Source organism: Chryseobacterium rhizoplanae (assembly GCF_900182655.1).
GTDB lineage: Bacteria > Bacteroidota > Bacteroidia > Flavobacteriales > Weeksellaceae > Chryseobacterium > Chryseobacterium rhizoplanae.
The window spans coordinates 229,614-249,024 of sequence record NZ_FXTC01000004.1 but is presented as its reverse complement, the minus strand read 5'-3'; the positions used below and the strand labels follow the sequence as shown (position 1 = coordinate 249,024).

Below are 19,411 nucleotides of genomic sequence, written 5' to 3'. Positions count from 1 at the left end.
AACCAGCTCCTAAAAAGCTGGTTTTTAAAATTATCTTGTTATTTTCTGAGTGACATTTTTATTAGAAATCACACAGGCTTTGCTGCAATTGTTTGAACTTGAAATATTCACTTGTACCAACGCCGGCATTGATCTGTATTCTTCAAGATTGTAAGGGGCTTCAGTTCCATTGCTTCCTCCACCTTTGATATCATACTTTATTTGTGCAGTTCCGTTAAATCCGGTTGCAGGCTTGAAAGAAAGTCTTCCTGTAGAATAAGAATACACCCATGTACCCTCATTGCTTGTATAGGTGCCATTTACAATATTCGGGATTACACTACCATTGATGTCTAAAAAACGGAATGAATTAAAATCCAGATTATTATAAGAAAGCGTTCGCGGATTCTGACCGCTGTATGCCGCATCATTAAGTAAAGGAGAATACGTAGATTTTATGCCCGGACATCCTGCAAACAGATCATCCGTTACCTCCGCAGCATAAGGTCTGGTTACTCCTAAATTTTTCAATAAATGTATATTTTTAGCAGCTCCGGTAGAAGCAGCAAAACCAATTCTGAAAGTAGCAGGAGGTGAAGTGTCTAAAGTTCTTACTTCTTGAGATAGTGTATTTTCTGTATATTTTACAGTAGTAGGATAATAGTAATTATCAATAACTGTTTCTCTGACATTTCCATGTTGTATTTCTAATGTTACATTGTAACCGCCTGATGGATTCGGGACTAATTTTATATATGCTTTACGGAATCTTACATCAGTATCATTTTGGGGAATTGTGTTTCCGCCACTCTCTACTGTGAATTGCTTAAGGTTCGGATTTTTGATACCGATATATTTTCCTGTCAGGACATCCAAATAGGCTGAACGATTATTACTGGAAGGAGCTGCATTGGTTGCTGTGCTGTAGAGTAAAGGGTAGCCATTATATCCTGGCAGTTCATATGGGGGTAGATATTGATTGCCACGTTTACCTCTTAAGGTTACATTACTACGACCATCCGCTAGAGATAGACCAAAAAGTCCATTTCTTATTCTATCAGGTTGATTAAAAGTATTTTTGAAGTTACCAAACTCATCGAGACCAATTCCTAAATAAGCTCCCCTTAATCCCTCTGCAGATGCATTTCCCCTAATAAAAGTGTAACCGAGTCCGCCACCAATGGATCCAAGGTTAAGCTGATCCTTAGGAATAGATCCATCTACCAAAAATATAGAGATACCATCTCCACCGTTGGGGTCTCCTCCATAGATTGCATATTCAAATTCAAACTTGATTCCCTGGTCACTAGTGAATATTCTATCAGCGAGTATAACACCTCCTGATATAGTATTTATATTCCTGGTTAATCTCAAGCCCTCTGTAGTAAAAGTGGCATCATTCTGAACTCCGCTGGTTGTTACTTTATAAGCTTCCTGAGGCTGTAATCCTTGTGTGAAGTTGACAAAATACGGATATCCGGTTCCCTGCTGATTCTGTGCCTGAATACCTTGGGAGAAAATAAACGATGAAAAAATAAACAAAAGTCTTTTGTTCCTGTTAATTCGAGTATTTTTTATCATAACTCATTATTTAACAACAAAAACAATATTAATAAAAGAACAGTCTGTTGCAGCTGCTTTTACATCATAGGTCATTACCCCGTCATCAGAAATAGAAATATTACTGAATACATTAGGATCAGCATCTGTTACATAATAGTAAAGGTCTTTGCTTGACGGGAAAAAAGGAATAGATGCAGGAGCACTGGTGCTTTTCGCCTTTGGAGATCCGAACTGCGTTTTATACAAAGTATATAAATCTTTAGTTCTGCCAGTTGCGTTGGTAGATGTATCAAAAGAAACACTAGGCATGTAAAACATCTTTACAGCATTATTACTGATACATAACCAATCTGGTTTGGTAGGTGTTCCAATATTCTGGCTTAAACATTTTTTATCCGTATCATAAATAAGAAGTGAGTTGGCCGGATTAGAAATGGCATCTCTTTTTGCCGTAGTAAGTCTTGGAATAAGCATCCCCTTATTTTGGCTGTACACATCCAGAATTGCACTTTCATCAGGCGTGGATGTGTTAATCCCAACTTGAGCAAATGAATATGAACTTAGTAAAATAATTGGTAGAAATAATTTTTTAATCATGATGTTTTGAATAATTTTTTATCTGTGTTTTATATGTTTTTTGTGTTGTGTTTTATGAAAAATACTTTCCTTTCAGCTTAATTTGTACTGGATATCAATACGCCTTCAATTCGTTCAAACCAATGAATTATACAAATACAGCGGTATGAGGAGACCTTAGGTTCCAAAGTAACAGATATAACAAGAATGGATCACAGAAACATCTATGTCTACCTGTAAGAGTCGAAAAAGAGAATTGAGTTTAAGTAGCCCTATTATACAATATAAGCCTTTAGAATAGTAAAATTCATAATCCTTGTGTTTTTGCAAATATACGAATAAACTACTTAATATTTGGTTTTTAGAATGTTAAATTAAATTTAACATTATTTGTTAGTTGAATTATTGACTATTGATTTAAATTTTTACTAATATAGTAAATAAGTAGTTTATTTTTAACATTCAAATCATTGCATTTTTTGAAATATGCGGTTTTATAAAAAATACTGATCCTTAAAAACATAATGAGTTGTATTTTTTGAGCGAATTGTCTGGAAAAAATTATTTTGATAAATTATCCAACGCATCTTCCAGTGATCCAAGAAAATTCACCTGTTTTGTTTTATTGCTTTCGAAAATAAAGTCTTTCAGGCTCTTACTCTCATATTGGTCGAAATCACCTACAATAGCCAGTCCGATGCGGTAGTTTGAGAATTTTTGAAGAATTTCACCTGCAATTTTTGTTTTTAAATCAAAGAATTCAGGAGTGATGTTTTTTTCATAAAGAATAACTTTGTCAAAACCCTGATAATAGATATTTCCCATAAGATCCAGCCCGTCCTGTGCAGATTGGATGATTATATTATCAGAAATAACTTCTGCAATTTTTATCGTATTAATTTCGTGAGATTGAATAATCATTTTATGTATTGAATTGTTTTTTTAATATCATGTAAAAAGTTACCCAAAGGGAATGCATCTCCATGATTGGTAAGTGCTATAATGCAGCTGTTATGCTCCAGATCTCTCCAGAATAAAGCTTTGAAACCATTCAGTCCCCCTGTGTGCATTGCTGTTTTTTCACCTTTTTCCTCTTCTATAAACCAGGCAAACCCGTAATTTGAAACCTGGCCACCGGAGAGTTTTGCAGGAGTATACATAAGCGCTGTATTTTCTTTACTGATCAAAGTATAACTCCTCAAGGCCTGATCAAATTTATACAGATCTTCAGGAGTAGAATAAATTCCGCCGTCACCAGTTGTTAAGATGGAATAATCATCAGGTTTCTTCTGTTGATTATATCCCAAAGCTTTATTTTGAATAATCGTGGAAGGCTCATACACATACGTATTGTTCATCTTCAAAGGCATGATGATCTGTTCATTGATCAAAGTATGATAAGACTTCCCGGAAACCTTTTCGATAATCTGAGAAAGAATAATATATCCGCTGTTACTGTATTTAAACCTACTGTCAGGAATGAAATCAAGATTTTTAAGGCTAAACAGCCAGTCCATCACTTCCTTGTTGGTCAATCCTTTTTTTGAAAACAAGCTCTCATAGTCACTGATCCCCGATGTATGGTGCAAAAGCTGCCTGATCGTGATATTCTTAGCATATTCAGGAAGTTCAATGAACTGAGATGCCTTATCATTAAGCCTCAATAAACCTTTTTGCTGTAGAATCATAATCGTAGTAGCAGTAAAAGGTTTGCTGAGAGAGGCAATATAAAAAGAGGTATTTTTATCTGACCGGAGCCCTTTTTCAATATTGCGGAACCCCAAAGCAGTATCACATACCACTTTGCCATTTTTCACGATCAGAACAGAGCCATTGAATTCTCCTTTCTTGTAATACTCATTCACAACATCCTGAGGGTGCTGTTTGCAGGAGGCTAGTTGTAGAATCAGAAAAATACCAATGAAGGCATTCCATAGTAAAGTTTTCATAGGTTAAGTGTTTGGAAGCAAAATTACTTATTTCCTTCCATAAATAAACCTGTCATTTTCAGATAAATCCTTCAATAATTGAGCGTTAGAGAAATATTGATACAGTTCCAGCGTTTCAGGACCTAATTTCTGATTGATTTCTAAGAATAAAAGTCCGTCCTCATTCAGGAATTTTTTAGCATCTTCAGCTATCTTTTTATAGAAAATCAAAGCATCGGAAGTAGGAGAGAAAAGGGCCATTTTCGGCTCAAATTCTTTCACAGAGTCTGCAATTTCAATTTCTTCCTCAATACCTATATAGGGAGGATTGGAAATAATGATATCAAAGCTGTCAACTGGTTCAAAATTCAGATAATCAGCATGGATAAATTGTATTTCCAGTTGATGATAATCTGCGTTTCTTTGAGCAGTCTTTAGTGCTTTTTCAGAAAAATCTATTGATGAAACTACGGCTTCAGGAAAATGTTTCTTTAAAACCAAAGGAATCACTCCACTTCCGGTTCCTATGTCCAAAATCTTTAAACCTTGAACGTTAACCTTCAAATGTTGAATCTCTCTGATAGCAATCTCCAGCAGCTCTTCCGTTTCAGGGCGGGGAATCAGTACATTTTCATCCACAAAGAACTTCATTCCATAAAACTCAGTTTCTCCCAGAATCTGCTGATAAGGTCTTCCTGTTTTAAGTTCTGAAATTAAATGAGAAAGCTTTTCTTTATCATCTGTCAGAAGTTCCTGCTCAGAAAATCTTCTTTGCTGAAAATGATCAAAACCTACAATCTGGTGAATGAACAGGGAGGATAAAAAAGCACTTTCCGATTCAGTGTAAAGACCGGAAAGTTCTGTTTTGAAATATTTTTTGAATGCTGAAATTGTCATTTATCTTGTAAAAACCAGTTTAGTATCTGTAGACTTCTCTTCATCAATTCTGTACCCCTCATAGTTGAAAGCTTTTACATCTTCCAGTGTTTTGGCATTCGTTTCAGCACAATATCTTACCACAAGACCTCTTGCGTGCTTGGTGTATACAACGATGGTTTTCAGTTTTCCCTCTTTTAATTCATAAAAATCGAAATCGATTACTTTATGGTTCAGCTTTTTTCTGTCGATTACTTTTCCATATTCATTGCTGGCAAGATGAAGAAGAATTTCTCCTTTTTTCATTTCAGAATTCAATTGCTCCGTAATCTTTTCTCTCCAGAACTCATACAGGTTTTTGTATTGTTCAAATTCAAAAGGACGGCCCATTTCAAGTCTGTAAAGCATTACTTTATCAGAAGGTTTCAGCAGACCATAAAGCCCGGAAAGCATTCTGTAGTTTTTCTGCAGATAGTCTACCGCATTTTTATTCAGGGTCTTGGCATCCAGCCCTCTGTAAACCTCGCCTGTAAAAGCAAACATAGCCGGAGCAGATTCTTTTGCAGTAGGTTTGGATTTCCATTTTTGATTTCTTTCCCAGTTTTCATCAGCCAGTTTAGGCGATATTTCCATCAGTTCGGAAAGATATTTTGGTGATTTTTCTTTTAAATAAGACTGTATAAATGCTGCCTCTTCAATGAATTTTGGGGTAGAAGATTTCAACAGATCCGTTGAGTTTTCTACGTTCATTAATTTTGCAGGAGATGTTATAATTTTCATAATGTTAAAAATACAGATAAATGTTTAATATTAATAAAATTCAGGGTCATCAGAGAGATAAAGTCAATCATAAAATGACAGATGATCAGAATTTTAATATTTGAATAGCGTTTATAAAACAGGGCAAAAACAAGTCCAATAAAGAAAGGTCCGAGAACCTGACCTAGAGTACCATATGTGCTGTGCAGAATTCCAAATAAAATGGATGAAATAATCACTCCGGCAGTCGGATTATTATAAATTTTTTCAATTCTGGGCTGTATATAACCCCGCATCAGGAATTCTTCTACAATAGCAGCGGTAAGGCTCATGAAAATGATTAAGAAATAATTGTTCTTAAAAACGGGGACAAGGTTAATAAGCTTATCACTTATTTTTTCAGGGATAAAAAACTGGATTAATGCATTCAGAGCTGCTCCGCCAATAATGCAGATCAAGTACAGGCTCAGAACTGCTTTAATATAAAATAAGATAGAATAGGAAGATTCTTTTTTTAATAAGAATGAATCTTTTTCAATGACCCTATTGTACAGAAATACAATGATCAAAACGATCCAGATCACAATTCTGCTGAGAAAAAAGCTGTCTGCAGTAATTCCTCTTATTCCTGTAATCATAGTGATAACCGGGAAAGAATAAAGCATTGCTGCAACCAAAAGCACAAAAGTGAGTAAAATTCCTATAGAATATTTCCCATTAAACCCCATAATCAAATAACCCTAAACCTTACATTTTGAATTAAATAATTCCTTTTCCCTGACGGATAATCTCCGGTTCTCCGGAAGTAAGGTCTACAATAGTGGAAGCCACGTTGTCTCCATATCCTGAATCAATAACGATATCTACCAAATGATCATATTTCTCGGCAATCAGTTCAGGATCGGTAGAATATTCAATAATTTCGTCATCATCCTTAATGGAAGTGGAAGCAATAGGATGTCCCAGTTTTTCAACAATCAGCTGCGGGATCGGATGATCCGGAACACGGATACCAATTGTTTTATGACCTTTATATGCCAAGGGCAAATTTTTGTTCGCTTCAAGGATAAAAGTGAAAGGTCCGGGAAGATGGCTTTTCAGAAATCTGAAAATTGAGGTGTCAATAGGTCTTGTAAAATCAGAAAGATGGCTGAGATCATTACAGATAATGGAGAATTTCGACTTCTCAAGCTTCATCTTTTTGAGCTGAGCCAGTTTTTCCATGGCTTTTATATCAAAAATATTACAGCCTAAAGCATATATCGTATCAGAAGGATAGATAATCAGCCCGCCATTATTTAAGGTTTTAATAACCTCATTCACAAGATTTTCCTGTGGGTTGTCTGGATAAATTTTTAATATTTTTGCCATAAAACAAAGATACAAATAATAAAATAGTTTTCATAAAAGTCCTTTATTTAAAAGAAAAATTAGGATTTGTAAAAAATATTCGTACCTTTGCAATCCAATATCGCGGGATGGAGCAGTAGGTAGCTCGTCGGGCTCATAACCCGAAGGTCATCGGTTCGAGTCCGGTTCCCGCTACTAAGCAAGTGTTTTCGGTAAACACTCTAAAAATACACCGCGGGATGGAGCAGTAGGTAGCTCGTCGGGCTCATAACCCGAAGGTCATCGGTTCGAGTCCGGTTCCCGCTACTAAGTAAGTGCTTTCGGTAAGCACTCTAAAAATACACCGCGGGATGGAGCAGTAGGTAGCTCGTCGGGCTCATAACCCGAAGGTCATCGGTTCGAGTCCGGTTCCCGCTACTAAACCAAAATCGGTATAACGACAGTTATACCGATTTTTTTATGTCATCCTGTCATTGCGAACAAAGTGAAGCAATCTCGGTTGAAGTAATTTGAAAATCACAATATTTATCTTAAAATGTTAAGGATTTTGGTCGGATATTCTTTGTTTCCATAGCTTATATGCCTCTCTCATACAATGTCCGCAAGGACGGTAATTATTTTGTAGTGCCTCTTTTTCATCCTTAAAGAAAATTCTGTTTTCCCTTTTCATTCTTTTTCCTGACCCACAATCAAGCAACCCGTAAATCCTCAGTTTTTTATTTCCACCAAAACGAATATCCTGGCTGTGGATTTTACTTCTTAAGCTCTTGGGTGATAATTGAGAATGGAGTATCATTTTTAGTTGAGAGTTTATGGTTTAAGAGTTAGAAGAAATCGGTCGGAGAAATTCAATTTTATTTTTAAGATCATAGTTTGTAATAAATTCAGCAACCACTATCAACGATCAGTCATTAACTTACAGCATCATGGAAAATAATTCCCAAAGCATAGCGGCTGCCTTCCTTAACTTCGCTTATTCCATGTTTCATGTTGACTCTGTAATATCCTTTGGTCCCTTTTTCGGGCTTAAACTGAGTCGTGAAAATGAGCACATCTCCTTTTTTAGGTTTTAAAACAATAGCTTTTGACTGAGCTCTCGGGATCTGCTGGGTAAGTACAAATTCACCACCTGTAAAATCTTTATCAGGTTCGCTGAGCATTAACACGATTTGAATAGGAAAGTACACATCACCATATAAATCCTGGTGTAAAGTATTAAAACCTCCTTCTTTATATTTTAAAATTAAAACAGTAGCTTTCTGCTGGCCATTAGTATGACATTGCTGTAAAAATTCCTGATGTTCTAAAGGAAATTGAATATCAATATGTAACGCTTTAAACCATGAATTGGCAATAGGAGCCAAGTACGGATATATGGTCGTTCGTATGGTCTGAATCATTTCAGGAAGCGGATAATCGAAATATTTATACTCGCCAAGACCGAAACGGTGTCTTGCCATAATCACTGTTTTACGGTAAAGATCGGGATTGTCATAATTTGACTTTACTATTTCACATTCCTGGTCTGATAGCAGATTGGAAATTACTGCATATCCGTTTTCATGCATTGTTTCCGTAAGGTGCTGCCAATCTATATTTTTAATTTTATGAATAATATCTTTCATTGGTTTGATTCTATACTGCAAAAATCCGAAGTTGTCCGGAATAAGAAAATCCGAAACGTGCGGTATTATCTTTTGATTAATCTTCTGGACCATCGGTATAATACTAATCTGGATGATAAGACTGGTCCTGTTTAAGGCTATTTTTGTCCTGTTAATAAAATAAATAACGATGAATTACATTATTAAAAAAGCCAGCCTTGAGGATCTTGATGAAACGGCAGAATTATTCAATCTTTACCGTGTTTTTTACAGACAGGAATCAGATATTGAAAAAGGAAAAGCTTTTCTCAAAGAACGGTTTTTAAACAGTGAGTCGGATATTTTTCTTGTGATGGCTGAAGGAAAAGCCGTAGGATTTGTACAGCTTTACAAGCTATTTCATTATACCAAATTACAGAAGCAATGGCTGCTGAGTGATTTGTTTGTTCATCCGGATTATAGAGGAAAAGGCCTTTCTGTAGCATTAATTGACCGTAGTAAACAATGGTGTGAAGAAACAGGAGCATGTGGACTGATGCTTGAAACAGAAAAAACAAATGATATCGGAAATACATTATATCCGCGTTGCGGATTTGAATATGACGCGCTGCACAATTATTACCATTGGTGGAGATAGATATCAGAGAGCAAAATAGTTTTAGGTGAAAATCGGAAGTGGGAAAGGAAAATCTGCAGCAGGGGAATAAAGCTTTAGATGATTATATTAAAATGATGTTATTTTCGGGTGTAAATTTTTTCCCACTTCCATTTTTCTTTTTTAGTAGTATTAGTTCTACAATTCTGAACATTTAATTCTACAAGGCATTCTATCGCCGGTAGAAGGCATAATCCTATTTTTGTAAAGCTTTTACAGATCATGGGTAGGACAGTTGATCTGTAGAGTGTATGCAAAAAAATCTCTGCCGAATTTTCTACTTTTTCCCCAAGTTTTATGATTAGTACCACAAAACTGCTTTTTCCGGCGGAGATTTTTTGCTTTTGAATAAAAAAAGAGAACTGCAATTGCAGTTCTCTTTTTATGTTTTTTTAATATGCTTTTAGATATTATTGAGCCAGTTGTGCGTAAGGAGTAAGCTTGTTATCATCAGACATGGTCTGTCCCAAAAATTCTCTTTTCTGATCCGCTTTCATTCTTCCTGCAGCATCACTGGCATTGAAGTAAGCTTCGCTTAATTTTGTAGCGATATCAGCAGGTTTGAAATCAAATTTTGTATCACCTTCAACTCCAAGATATCCGTTCTTTCTTGTAAGGTTGGTAATATAATTATTATAATTGATCATTGTACCTCTAAACATATTGTTATGGTATTCCATACATTTCTTTGCCTTTTTGGAAGAGTTGTTCAGGATACAGTTTTTCATATTGTTTCTGTATAAAAACCACTCAGATTCTACAATACCATATTCTTTACCTACAGCAATTTTCCCGTTATTCACAATATTATTATCCCCTTCTTTTGTAGCAATGGTCTGAAGATGCTGAATAACCAATGGAACGGTAGCTTCGATTTTGGATTTTGTATCCTTTAATATGCTGAGATCAGCAGCAGGAGAACCCTTCTTTTGTGCTGTAGTAACGTTAAAAATAAGCAGTAATAGTACAATCAATAAATTATATCTTTTCATGAGAAATTTTTAAAGCACTAAAATAAATATAATTTCCCGGTTAAAACAAATTCATTTTAATTTTATTTAATAAAATTTAACAAGTTTTAAGAATTTATCCCTGAAATGACTCTTTTTCTGTGGATTAAGCAGGTGGAAATTTCACTCCTTTAAAAAATCAATATATTTTAACTAATTTTATTGTGTTGATTTTCAAATAGTTAAATTAAATTCTGATTCTATCACTAAAAAAATAGTTGTTTGATTCATTTTTATTTCTACATTTGTATAACTAATTTCTTAGTGATATAGAATTGGATAACTTTATATCACAATAATTGATAAATGAACAGGATATGAAAATTCAGACTTTAACAAAAGCAGAAGAGCAGGTAATGCAGTATTTATGGAAAATAGAAAAAGGATTCCTGAAGGATGTTCTTGATCTTTTTCCGGATCCGAAACCGCATACCAATACGGTCTCTACCATTTTAAAAGTATTGAAAGACAAAGAATTCGTAGACTATCGTGTACACGGAAGACAGCATGAGTATTTTCCGCTTGTTTCAAAAGAGCAGTATTCCGGAAAGACCATGAAAAGTCTTGTGAAAAACTATTTTAAAGGCTCCTACAAAAGTGCCGTTTCGTTTCTGGTAGAAAAAAATGAAATGACTGTAGAAGATCTTGAGATGCTGTTGGATGAACTCAAAAATAAAGACTAGTACCTATGGAAGCAATACTTTTATACTTTGGGAAAACAATTGTATGTTCGGGTGTAACATTCTTATACTATCAGTTGTCTTTAAAAGACAAGACATTCCATCATTATAACAGATTTTATCTGTTGGCTGCAATCGTAATATCACTACTGCTGCCACTCATCAGAGTAGACGATTTTACGATAGAGGTAAATAATGATATGTATATGCTTCTTGACAAGATTCAGAATTTTAACACACATAAAAACGTAGACAATGGTAACCTTTATTTTAACATTATTTTTTCAGCTCTGGGACTGGTTTCTCTCTATTTTTTAGGGAAGCTGATCTATGGGATTTTCAAAATCCAGCAGTTTAAAAAAGAGTTTCAGAAAGAAAGTTTTGACGGGATCAACTTTTACCGTACAGATCTTAGTGAAGCCCCGTTTTCATACTTTAAGAACCTTTTCTGGAAGAATGCCATCACACTGCATTCCGATATCGGAAAACAGATTTTAAAGCATGAGATGGTACATATTGAGCAGAAACATTCCTTTGATAAGATTTTTATCGAGATTATTACTTCTGTTTTCTGGTTCAATCCGTTTTTTCATATCATCAAAAAAGAAATTAATCTCATCCACGAGTACCTGGCTGATAAAAAAGCCGTACAACAATCGGACACCAAAGCATTTGCGCAGATGCTTTTAGCAAGCCACTTTTCCGGAACACAGTTGCCTGCTACCAGTCCGTTTCTAAGTTCAAACCTTAAAAAAAGACTTAAAATGTTACAAAAACCAAAAACAAAGTTCGGATATGCGCGAAGAATTCTTGCATTGCCGGTCTTATTTACCGTAGCTTTTGCTTATCTGGTAAATGCAAAGAACAGAGAAATTGAAGAAACCAACCTTTCTATAAAAAAAGCAGTTTCAGAAATCAAAAAAGATACAGTAAGACCTGAAAAATCGGTTCAGGGAAATATTACAGGATTAAAACCTGTATCACCGGAAAATCAAACTAAATTGACCGATCTTGAGAAAAAAATAAAAGAAAAAGAGAAGGAGCTGGATGGATTGGATCCGGAAAGTGATGCTTTCAGTGATAAAATTGAAGAAATAAGTAACCTGGCATCAGAGATAGGAGAGGTGGCTTCCAAAGTTGAAGTTGATAAATATTTCAATTCGGCTGAATGGAAAAATCAAATGAAGGAACTTGAAAATATGGATCCTCTTGATAAGAAAGCACTTCGTAAAATAGAAAGAGCGGCTAAAAAAGCGGGAAGAGCGGCTGAAAGAGCCGTAAAAAACATCGTTCCTCCCACACCACCTAGTGCACCAGCTGAACCTCAGGCTCCAAAAGCTCCGAAAGTAGTTTATTTTAAAAATAATAACAGCGTTTACTATAAGGATCTGAGCTCTAAAGAAAAAGAGGAAGTACGTAAGGCAATGGCAGAAGCAAAAAAAGCCATGAAAGAAGCCGCAAAAGCCAGAGTGGAAGGAGAGAAAGCCAGAATAGAGGGCGAAAAAGCCCGCTTAGAAGGAGACAGAGCAAGAGCTGAAAGTGCTGTATTTCTTATCAAAGGAGAAAAAGCCAGAATAGAAGGGGATAGGATAAGAAAAGAGGGTGAAAAAATACGTGTAGAAGCTGAAAAAGCAGCACAAAGTTTCAGAGCTGGTAACTTTACCATGACAACTTCTGCTCCTAATGTGATGGTAATGCATGCTGATTTCATCAAAAAAGACGGTAACGGAAACATTGCCATGAATGGGGTAAAAAAGTTTAGCATTAACGGTAATGATGATCACAAATACAAGTATTACATTGATGGAAGAGAAGTGTCTAAAGATGATGTTAATGCTTTGAGTTCTGCCAATATTTCAAAAGTAATGGTCAACACTCAGAAGAATGGAGAAGTGAAGAATGGAGAAGTAAGAATTGAGACAAAGAAATAAGTTCCAAAAGCTTTGTCAGTATTTAACTGGCAGAGCTTTTTTACTATCTGAATAATACATAAACTATGAAAAAAAGTTATTTCATTTTACTGGCATTTTTAAGTGTGGTTGTGAACGCGCAGGTGAACAGATTCTTTTATGACTACAAATATATCTCTGATTCTACCAATAGAGCAGAAGTGAAAAGTGATGTTATGCTTTTGGATATTGACAAAAATGGTTCTAAATACTACAGCCGCGAAAAGTTTGTTGCTGATTCAACCATGAAAGCCGATATCGCCAAGCAGATGAAAGGAGGATTTGGGGGAAGCATCAATGTCAGGAGAAATATGAAACCGGGAACAACTCTTTCAACGGTCACGAAAAAGTACCCGGATTATAGTGTTTCGTTCTCTGAAAATATAGGAAATACAACCTATAAAATGCAGGAAGACCAAAAACCTGAATGGAAAATACTTCCTGAAAAGCAGAAAATCGGAGAGTATAATACGCAAAAGGCAACCACAAATTTTGGAGGAAGAAGCTGGACCGCATGGTTTTCTACAGATATTCCATTCCAGGACGGTCCCTATAAGTTCTATGGACTGCCAGGACTTATCGTTAAAGTTGAAGATAAAACAGGATCTCATATCATGACTTTAATCGGTAACAAGAAAACGGAGGCCGCATCAGAAGAAGATATTCAAATACCAGGTCTTACTACAATTGGAATAGGAGGAAAGGAAATAGAGATCAACAAAAAACAGTTTAAAAAAGCCTGGAAAGATTATCTTACAGATCCTACAAAAGATATGAAACAAACCATGAGTACTCTTCCGGCAGGAGCTGTGGTACAGATGAAAAATCAGGATGGAAAAAATATTGATGCCAATGAAATGTACAGAAATATCGAAAAAAGAGCAAAAGAAGACCAATTAAAAAACAACAATAAAATAGAACCGGAGCTTTACAAATAAGCGGTTTATATTGGAATAAAAAACAGTAAGGTTATCATAATCTTACTGTTTTTTTTATCTTTATCTCAGGACTTAAAATTCCACAACATGACAGAAAATGAAAAATGTGCAGCAGGACTTTTATACAATGCTAACTACGACAAAGAACTGATTCAGGAGCGTATTGCCTGCAAAGATCTGTGCCAGGAATATAACGGATTGAAGAACTCAGATACAGAAAGAAGATATGAACTGCTCGGAAGAATAATCGGAAGCATCAAAGAAAATATCTGTATAGAACCCAATTTCTGGTGTGATTACGGATACAATATAAAAGCAGGAGAGAACTTCTATGCCAATCATAACCTTGTTATCTTAGATTGTGCCAAAGTGGAGTTTGGTGATAATGTATTTATCGGCCCAAACTGTAGTTTCTATACAGCAGGCCATCCGCTTGATGCAAAACAGAGAAATGAAGGTCTTGAATATGCACATCCGATTAAAGTAGGAGATAATGTATGGCTGGGAGGAAATGTCGTTGTGCTTCCCGGAGTTTCTATCGGAAATAACTCAGTGATTGGCGCAGGAAGTATTGTCACGAAAGATATTCCGGATCATGTAGTTGCAGTGGGAAATCCGTGTAAAGTCGTTAAAAAAATTACAGAACAGAATTAAAAAACTATATCCAACCAACCATGAGAAAACTGATTATTTTATTGAGTCTTATTTTAGCTGTAATTACTAGTGCCCAGAATCAGAGATTTATGTATGAATACAAATATGCGCTGGATTCTACAGCTAAAGATAAACCGGAAGTGGAAATTATGCTTTTGGATGTTGCTGCCAAAGGATCAAAATTTTACAGTAAAGATTCTTTTGAATCGGATTCTCTTATGACCTCTGCTATGGAAAAACAGCTGCAGATGGGAGTTAAAGAATTAGATTTTTCAGCAATCAAATTCAAAGGCAAAATAAGTTATAGTGTTGAAAAAATGTATCCCGATTATTCAGTGAATTTTTTCACCAATCTTTCCGCTGACGAATATATGGTACAGGATGCCCGAAAACAGGAATGGAAAATATTTCCGGATAAAGCAGAGATAAGCGGGTTTAAAGCACAAAAAGCAATAGGTAACTTCGCCGGAAGAAAATGGACAGCCTGGTTTACAACAGATCTTCCCATTCAGGACGGACCATATAAATTTCACGGGCTTCCGGGATTAATTGTAAAACTCGAAGATGCTTCCCATACCCATTCATTTGAATTAAAAGGAAATAAAAAACTTCCTGACGGCTACGAATGGACGAGTACCAAAGAAAAAGAACGGTTTAATGCTCTTGTAACAGTAAATGAAGCCAAATATAGAAAAGCTTTTAAAGACTATCTTGCTGACCCTATGAAAAGTGAAAAACAGATGCTGGCCCGGGGAATCGAAATTCAGGAAATAGATGAATCCGGAAAATTGATTCCTGCTGATAAAGCACAAAAAGAGAAAGAAATAAAAAGGAAGAATGACCTGAAAAAGCAAAATAATATTCTTGAGCTGGATCTGCTGAAATAGAATAATCATTAAAAAATAAAAACCCGGAACATTGTTCCGGGTTTTTTATATCTGAATAAGAATCAGTTATTATGCTAATTTCTGAGAATCTGCAATAAACTGAGCCAATCCGCTGTCTGTTAATGGGTGCTTCAATAAGCTCAAGATCGGAGGCAGTGGAGATGTAATCACATCAGCTCCGATTTTAGCACAGTCGATGATGTGCATTGAATGACGGATAGAAGCTGCTAAAATTTCAGTTTCATACATATAGTTATCAAAAATCAATCTGATTTCCTGGATAAGGTTCAGACCGTCTGTAGAAATATCATCTAATCTTCCTAAGAACGGAGAAACATAAGTAGCTCCTGCTTTTGCTGCTAAAAGAGCCTGTCCCGGAGAGAAGATTAATGTACAGTTCGTTTTGATTCCTTTATCAGAAAAATATTTTAAAGCTTTGATTCCGTCTTTGATCATCGGGATCTTTACAACGATATTTGGGTGAATAGCAGCCAATTCGTCTCCTTCCTTAATCATTTCTTCATACGTTGTAGAAAGAACTTCCGCAGAAATATCTCCGTCTACAAGTTCGCAGATCGTTTTGTAGTGGTTTTTGATTGCTTCAGAACCTTGAATTCCTTCTTTAGCCATTAATGATGGATTGGTTGTTACACCATCTAAAATTCCAAGATCTCTGGCTTCTTTGATTTGCTCTAAATTAGCTGTGTCAATAAAAAATTTCATTTTGTTAAATAGATTTATTGATACAAAGATAGGGAATTAATTGAGTTCTGGGATATGAATTTTGAGTTACAGGGTTCGGGATTTTGGGTATTCTCGTTATAGAATTGGAGGGTTTGAGAGTTTCGGGTTTGAGAATGGAAAGAATTATACAAAGTAAAAAATAATTTATATTGATCTTAAACAAATGGTTATTTTTGCTTCCAGCCTGATCAGTCAAAATTTGTTATCTATGAAAAACAACAGTTTCACAGCCACATTGGAAATCATTGGAATTAATCCTTTTGTATTTGTTCCGGAAGAGATTTTGGAGAGGATTTTTAAGGAATCAGGAAAGAATAAAAGCCCGATTCCGGTAAAAGGAACAGTGAACGGACAGGAATTTAAGCAAAACCTGATGAAATATCTGGGAGAATGGAGACTGTATGTGAACCTGACAATGTTGAAAAACTCTCCAAAGAGAATTGGAGAAGTCATTGAAGTTATATTGGAATATGATGATTCTGACAGAAGTATTTCTATGCATCCTCATTTGGAAAAAGCAATTAAGGAAAGTCCTCTGGCAACAGAAAATTTTGAAAATCTGATTCCTTCAAGAAGACTTGAACTGGTTCGTTATATCAATAATTTAAAAACAGAAGCAAGTATCCAAAGGAATATTGAGAAAATCATCCGTCATTTACACGGTGAAACAGATTTTTTCGGAAAAATGATTGAATAGGCGAACAGAAAGCTAAAAAACAGAGTTTAAAAACGCAAAGATTAAATTGAATATTTGTAATTATTAAGTAAGCTAAGAAAGCGACAAAGTCGCTGATAAAGCTTTATGATATACATACGCTTAGAAAGAATCAACGAAGTTGATTTAAACTTTGCTCCTCTAAAATATAAAACCAGATAAAAATAAACCTTTGCGTTAAATTCAAGTCAGATTAGATATAATAAAAAATGCCGGAAAAACTTCCGGCATTTTCATTCTGTTAAGAATTTAAAGCTTTGCTAAGCTTCACAGCGTCCTGATTGCTAGGGTCATACTGTAAAGATTTTGCAATGTGCTCTTTTGCCTTATTAGGATCTGTTTGCTGTTCTGCAAAGGCAATATAGAAATAGGCATACGCCAGATTTTTCTTATTTTGCTCTACCTCTTCCGGTTTTACGGTTGCAATATACTTTTCATAAGCCAGTTTTGCATTGGCATCATCTTTTGCAGACTGATACGCATAAGCCTGGCTGTAATAAGATGGAGCCCAGTCCGGTAATAAAGCAGAGATTTTCTTCCAGGTATCAATGGCATTCGGCCAATCTGAAGCTTCCTGGTAAGCTGCTGCTAATTTTGCTAAAGATTCCGTATCCTTTGGATTGGCCTCAATCTGTTTTTTAAGACCATCAATCGTTGGATTGGTTGTTTGACTCGTTGTTGCTGAAGTTTCCGGTTGAGTTGTTTGCGCGTTTACAAGACTTACACTTCCTGCCAGTATCAAACCTAAAAATAGGTTTCTACTATTAATTGTACTCATTTTCATAATCTTATATTTTAAATTCATAATCTAAAATTCAATAATAATTCCATAAAAAGTTAAATTTTAGAAGCTTTAAGTTTTTTTAGAAAATATTAACGGGAAACGTGTTTTTTTTAGTTTAATTTTTGATTCGTTAATGTTTGAAGCTATCTTTGTCATTCATTTTTTTATTAATACATATAATTTCGTCATATGAATATCATATTAGCTTCAACATCCACCCTTTTTGGCGGAGAATATCTGGAATACTTAAGAGAAGAATTAATCCAACTCTATAATGGAATTGACGAAATTGTGTTTATTCCTTTCGCAAGACCAGGCGGAATTTCCCATGACGACTATACCGCAAAAGCACGTTCTTTCTTTGAAACAATCAACATAAAAGTAAAAGGCCTTCATGAATTTGAAGATAAAAAAGAAGCCCTGAATCAGGCAAAGGGGTACTTTACCGGAGGCGGAAATACCTTTTTATTGGTTAAAACATTACATGAAGAAGGATTGATGTCTGTCTTAAAAGAAAATGTTTCAGGAGGAAAAGCCTATCTTGGATGCAGCGCAGGAAGCAATATCGGAGGGCAGAATATGAAAACCACGAATGATATGCCGATTGTATATCCTCCAAGTTTTGACTGTATGGGACTGGTTCCTTTCAATATCAACCCGCATTATCTTGATCCTAACCCGGATTTGAAACATAATGGAGAAACGAGAGAAACCCGTATTCAGGAGTTCCTTACTCAAAACGACATTAAAGTAGTAGGCCTTAGGGAAGGAAACTGGATCAGAAGAACAGCAGATGCCATTACAGTAGAAGGAAGCGAGCTGACAAGAATTTTTGAGAAAGGTAAAGAACCTTACGAAATAGAAGCAGGAAGCAGACTTTAATGAATAAAGAAGAGATCAGCCTTTTTATAGAGCGTAATCTGACCAATTTTTCAGTAAACAGTACCGGATGGGATGACCTGATCCGGAAACTGCTCTTTGAATTTGCTATTGCAGGCTGGAATATGGAACACCGTGTTTTTGGAAAGGAAAAATTCGGTGGGTTGAGGTGCTACACGTATTCTGAGGATGAAGAACTTAATAACAAGCTTAAAGCCATCAAAGACAAATATTCAGAATTGTCGGTAAAGACTTGTGAAATCTGTGGCAGTGAAGGTAAAATGAGAACAGTTGGTTCCTGGCAGACAACATTGTGCCTGAATCATTTTCTGGAACAGCAGCCTGTTATTGAAATTGATGAAAAACAGAACGTCAGAAGAGATCATAAAACCCTTCTGAATATTAAAAATATCGTAAAAGCTGATCTGGAATATGATCTTCAAAGAATGTGGATTCACACAAAATCGTTTGGCAATCCAGAAGAAACGTTTTATTTTTCATGGCAGGAACCTAATTATTACCTGCTTTTAAAAACAATTCCTCTCTCTATTTTCCCGGAAGACAGACGAAATGAAATTTCAACATTATTCCAAAGTTTACAGGATTGTGAGATATGCGGCTATAAAGCTGTGCATCAAAAAACCTGTCTGCGTTGTCATCATGAACAATGGAATGAATCCGGATATTTTGTAGAAGATTATGGAGAAAAATCACATTATATAAAAGAATGCCAGATGGATATTTTTATAGATGAAGAGGATTACGAGAAATATTTTACTTATGATCAGTCATTTGAAAAATCGACTGACCATCAGATTCTTTTCAGCTCTGATGATCTCAGGGAGTATGAAAAGCTTTTATTTTAACTATATTTGATTAGA

22 protein-coding genes and 3 tRNA genes are annotated in these 19,411 nt (G+C 35.4%); 12 read left to right on the top strand and 13 right to left on the bottom strand.

All coding sequences use genetic code 11. The features are described 5' to 3' along the window. Positions 1–30: 30 nt before the first annotated feature. The 8 genes from FN817_RS11830 to FN817_RS11795 form a co-directional block, all read right to left on the bottom strand. Entirely contained in the window at positions 31–1,560 is a 1,530-nt protein-coding gene (locus tag FN817_RS11830) for an L-type lectin family protein (RefSeq protein WP_142718088.1), read from the bottom strand. Between the two features lie 6 nt (positions 1,561–1,566). Beyond that, positions 1,567–2,139: a hypothetical protein gene (locus FN817_RS11825; protein WP_142718087.1), complete on the bottom strand. Its 573-nt coding sequence runs from the start codon at positions 2,137–2,139 to the stop codon at positions 1,567–1,569. 540 nt (positions 2,140–2,679) lie between these two features. Beyond that, positions 2,680–3,039 carry a DUF4180 domain-containing protein gene (locus tag FN817_RS11820; RefSeq protein ID WP_142718086.1) on the bottom strand — a complete coding sequence of 120 codons (360 nt, stop codon included), beginning with the start codon at positions 3,037–3,039 and terminating at the stop codon, positions 2,680–2,682. Continuing rightward, complete coding sequence (locus FN817_RS11815) at positions 3,036–4,067, bottom strand: serine hydrolase domain-containing protein (RefSeq protein ID WP_142718085.1); 1,032 nt, start codon at positions 4,065–4,067, stop codon at positions 3,036–3,038. The genes FN817_RS11820 and FN817_RS11815 overlap by 4 nt, the downstream gene beginning before the upstream one ends. Before the next feature lie 27 nt (positions 4,068–4,094). Continuing rightward, positions 4,095–4,943: a peptide chain release factor N(5)-glutamine methyltransferase gene (prmC, locus tag FN817_RS11810; RefSeq protein WP_142718084.1), complete on the bottom strand. Its 849-nt coding sequence runs from the start codon at positions 4,941–4,943 to the stop codon at positions 4,095–4,097. Then, positions 4,944–5,702, bottom strand: coding sequence for a peroxide stress protein YaaA (gene yaaA / locus FN817_RS11805; RefSeq protein ID WP_142718083.1), 759 nt, complete (start codon positions 5,700–5,702; stop codon positions 4,944–4,946). It abuts the gene before it with no gap. Beyond that, positions 5,699–6,409 carry a CPBP family intramembrane glutamic endopeptidase gene (locus FN817_RS11800; RefSeq protein ID WP_142718082.1) on the bottom strand — a complete coding sequence of 237 codons (711 nt, stop codon included), beginning with the start codon at positions 6,407–6,409 and terminating at the stop codon, positions 5,699–5,701. The genes yaaA and FN817_RS11800 overlap by 4 nt, the downstream gene beginning before the upstream one ends. A 31-nt stretch (positions 6,410–6,440) precedes the next feature. Then, positions 6,441–7,052 carry an L-threonylcarbamoyladenylate synthase gene (locus FN817_RS11795; RefSeq protein ID WP_047421778.1) on the bottom strand — a complete coding sequence of 204 codons (612 nt, stop codon included), beginning with the start codon at positions 7,050–7,052 and terminating at the stop codon, positions 6,441–6,443. 101 nt (positions 7,053–7,153) lie between these two features. Between FN817_RS11795 and FN817_RS11790 the strand changes: the two genes are divergently transcribed. From FN817_RS11790 to FN817_RS11780, 3 genes are all read left to right on the top strand, one after another. Then, positions 7,154–7,226 (top strand) — tRNA-Met (locus FN817_RS11790). Positions 7,227–7,264: 38 nt separating this feature from the next. Beyond that, positions 7,265–7,337: transfer RNA gene (locus tag FN817_RS11785), tRNA-Met, on the top strand. Positions 7,338–7,375: 38 nt separating this feature from the next. Beyond that, positions 7,376–7,448: transfer RNA gene (locus FN817_RS11780), tRNA-Met, on the top strand. A gap of 121 nt (positions 7,449–7,569) precedes the next feature. On the opposite strand, the gene FN817_RS11775 is transcribed toward FN817_RS11780, so the two are convergent. Together FN817_RS11775 and FN817_RS11770 are read right to left on the bottom strand one after the other, a co-directional pair. Beyond that, entirely contained in the window at positions 7,570–7,827 is a 258-nt protein-coding gene (locus tag FN817_RS11775; RefSeq protein ID WP_142718081.1) for an Ada metal-binding domain-containing protein, read from the bottom strand. A gap of 115 nt (positions 7,828–7,942) precedes the next feature. Beyond that, complete coding sequence (locus tag FN817_RS11770) at positions 7,943–8,656, bottom strand: 2OG-Fe(II) oxygenase (RefSeq protein WP_142718080.1); 714 nt, start codon at positions 8,654–8,656, stop codon at positions 7,943–7,945. A 169-nt stretch (positions 8,657–8,825) separates the two neighbouring features. Here FN817_RS11770 and FN817_RS11765 point away from each other — a divergent pair, with 169 nt between their 5' ends. Further along, positions 8,826–9,272, top strand: a complete 447-nt coding sequence (locus FN817_RS11765; protein ID WP_142718079.1) for a GNAT family N-acetyltransferase — start codon at positions 8,826–8,828, stop codon at positions 9,270–9,272. 428 nt (positions 9,273–9,700) lie between these two features. Here the strand turns inward: FN817_RS11765 and FN817_RS11760 are convergent, their stop codons facing one another. Further along, positions 9,701–10,282 carry a hypothetical protein gene (locus tag FN817_RS11760; RefSeq protein WP_047425206.1) on the bottom strand — a complete coding sequence of 194 codons (582 nt, stop codon included), beginning with the start codon at positions 10,280–10,282 and terminating at the stop codon, positions 9,701–9,703. A 335-nt stretch (positions 10,283–10,617) separates the two neighbouring features. Between FN817_RS11760 and FN817_RS11755 the strand changes: the two genes are divergently transcribed. From FN817_RS11755 to FN817_RS11735, 5 genes are all read left to right on the top strand, one after another. Continuing rightward, entirely contained in the window at positions 10,618–10,983 is a 366-nt protein-coding gene (locus FN817_RS11755; protein ID WP_047385363.1) for a BlaI/MecI/CopY family transcriptional regulator, read from the top strand. 5 nt (positions 10,984–10,988) lie between these two features. Next, positions 10,989–12,911 (top strand): M56 family metallopeptidase, encoded by a 1,923-nt coding sequence (locus FN817_RS11750; protein WP_142718078.1) that lies wholly within the window; start codon positions 10,989–10,991, stop codon positions 12,909–12,911. Between the two features lie 65 nt (positions 12,912–12,976). Beyond that, a complete protein-coding gene (locus tag FN817_RS11745) occupies positions 12,977–13,867 on the top strand; it encodes a GLPGLI family protein (protein ID WP_142718077.1) in 891 nt (296 codons plus the stop codon). Positions 13,868–13,954: 87 nt separating this feature from the next. Then, a complete protein-coding gene (locus FN817_RS11740) occupies positions 13,955–14,521 on the top strand; it encodes a sugar O-acetyltransferase (RefSeq protein ID WP_142718076.1) in 567 nt (188 codons plus the stop codon). Positions 14,522–14,541: 20 nt separating this feature from the next. Further along, on the top strand, positions 14,542–15,408 hold the full coding sequence (locus FN817_RS11735; RefSeq protein WP_142718075.1) for a GLPGLI family protein: 867 nt from the start codon (positions 14,542–14,544) through the stop codon (positions 15,406–15,408). Positions 15,409–15,477: 69 nt separating this feature from the next. On the opposite strand, the gene fsa is transcribed toward FN817_RS11735, so the two are convergent. Next, positions 15,478–16,131 (bottom strand): fructose-6-phosphate aldolase, encoded by a 654-nt coding sequence (fsa, locus tag FN817_RS11730; protein ID WP_047425212.1) that lies wholly within the window; start codon positions 16,129–16,131, stop codon positions 15,478–15,480. Between the two features lie 229 nt (positions 16,132–16,360). Between fsa and FN817_RS11725 the strand changes: the two genes are divergently transcribed. Continuing rightward, positions 16,361–16,849, top strand: coding sequence for a YdeI/OmpD-associated family protein (locus tag FN817_RS11725; protein ID WP_142718074.1), 489 nt, complete (start codon positions 16,361–16,363; stop codon positions 16,847–16,849). 259 nt (positions 16,850–17,108) lie between these two features. On the opposite strand, the gene FN817_RS11720 is transcribed toward FN817_RS11725, so the two are convergent. Further along, entirely contained in the window at positions 17,109–17,645 is a 537-nt protein-coding gene (locus tag FN817_RS11720) for a tetratricopeptide repeat protein (protein ID WP_228451542.1), read from the bottom strand. Between the two features lie 195 nt (positions 17,646–17,840). On the opposite strand from FN817_RS11720, the gene pepE reads away from it, so the two are divergent. After that, complete coding sequence (gene pepE / locus FN817_RS11715) at positions 17,841–18,533, top strand: dipeptidase PepE (protein ID WP_142718072.1); 693 nt, start codon at positions 17,841–17,843, stop codon at positions 18,531–18,533. After that, positions 18,533–19,396: a hypothetical protein gene (locus tag FN817_RS11710; RefSeq protein ID WP_142718071.1), complete on the top strand. Its 864-nt coding sequence runs from the start codon at positions 18,533–18,535 to the stop codon at positions 19,394–19,396. The genes pepE and FN817_RS11710 overlap by 1 nt, the downstream gene beginning before the upstream one ends. The last annotated feature ends 15 nt before the right edge of the window (positions 19,397–19,411 follow it).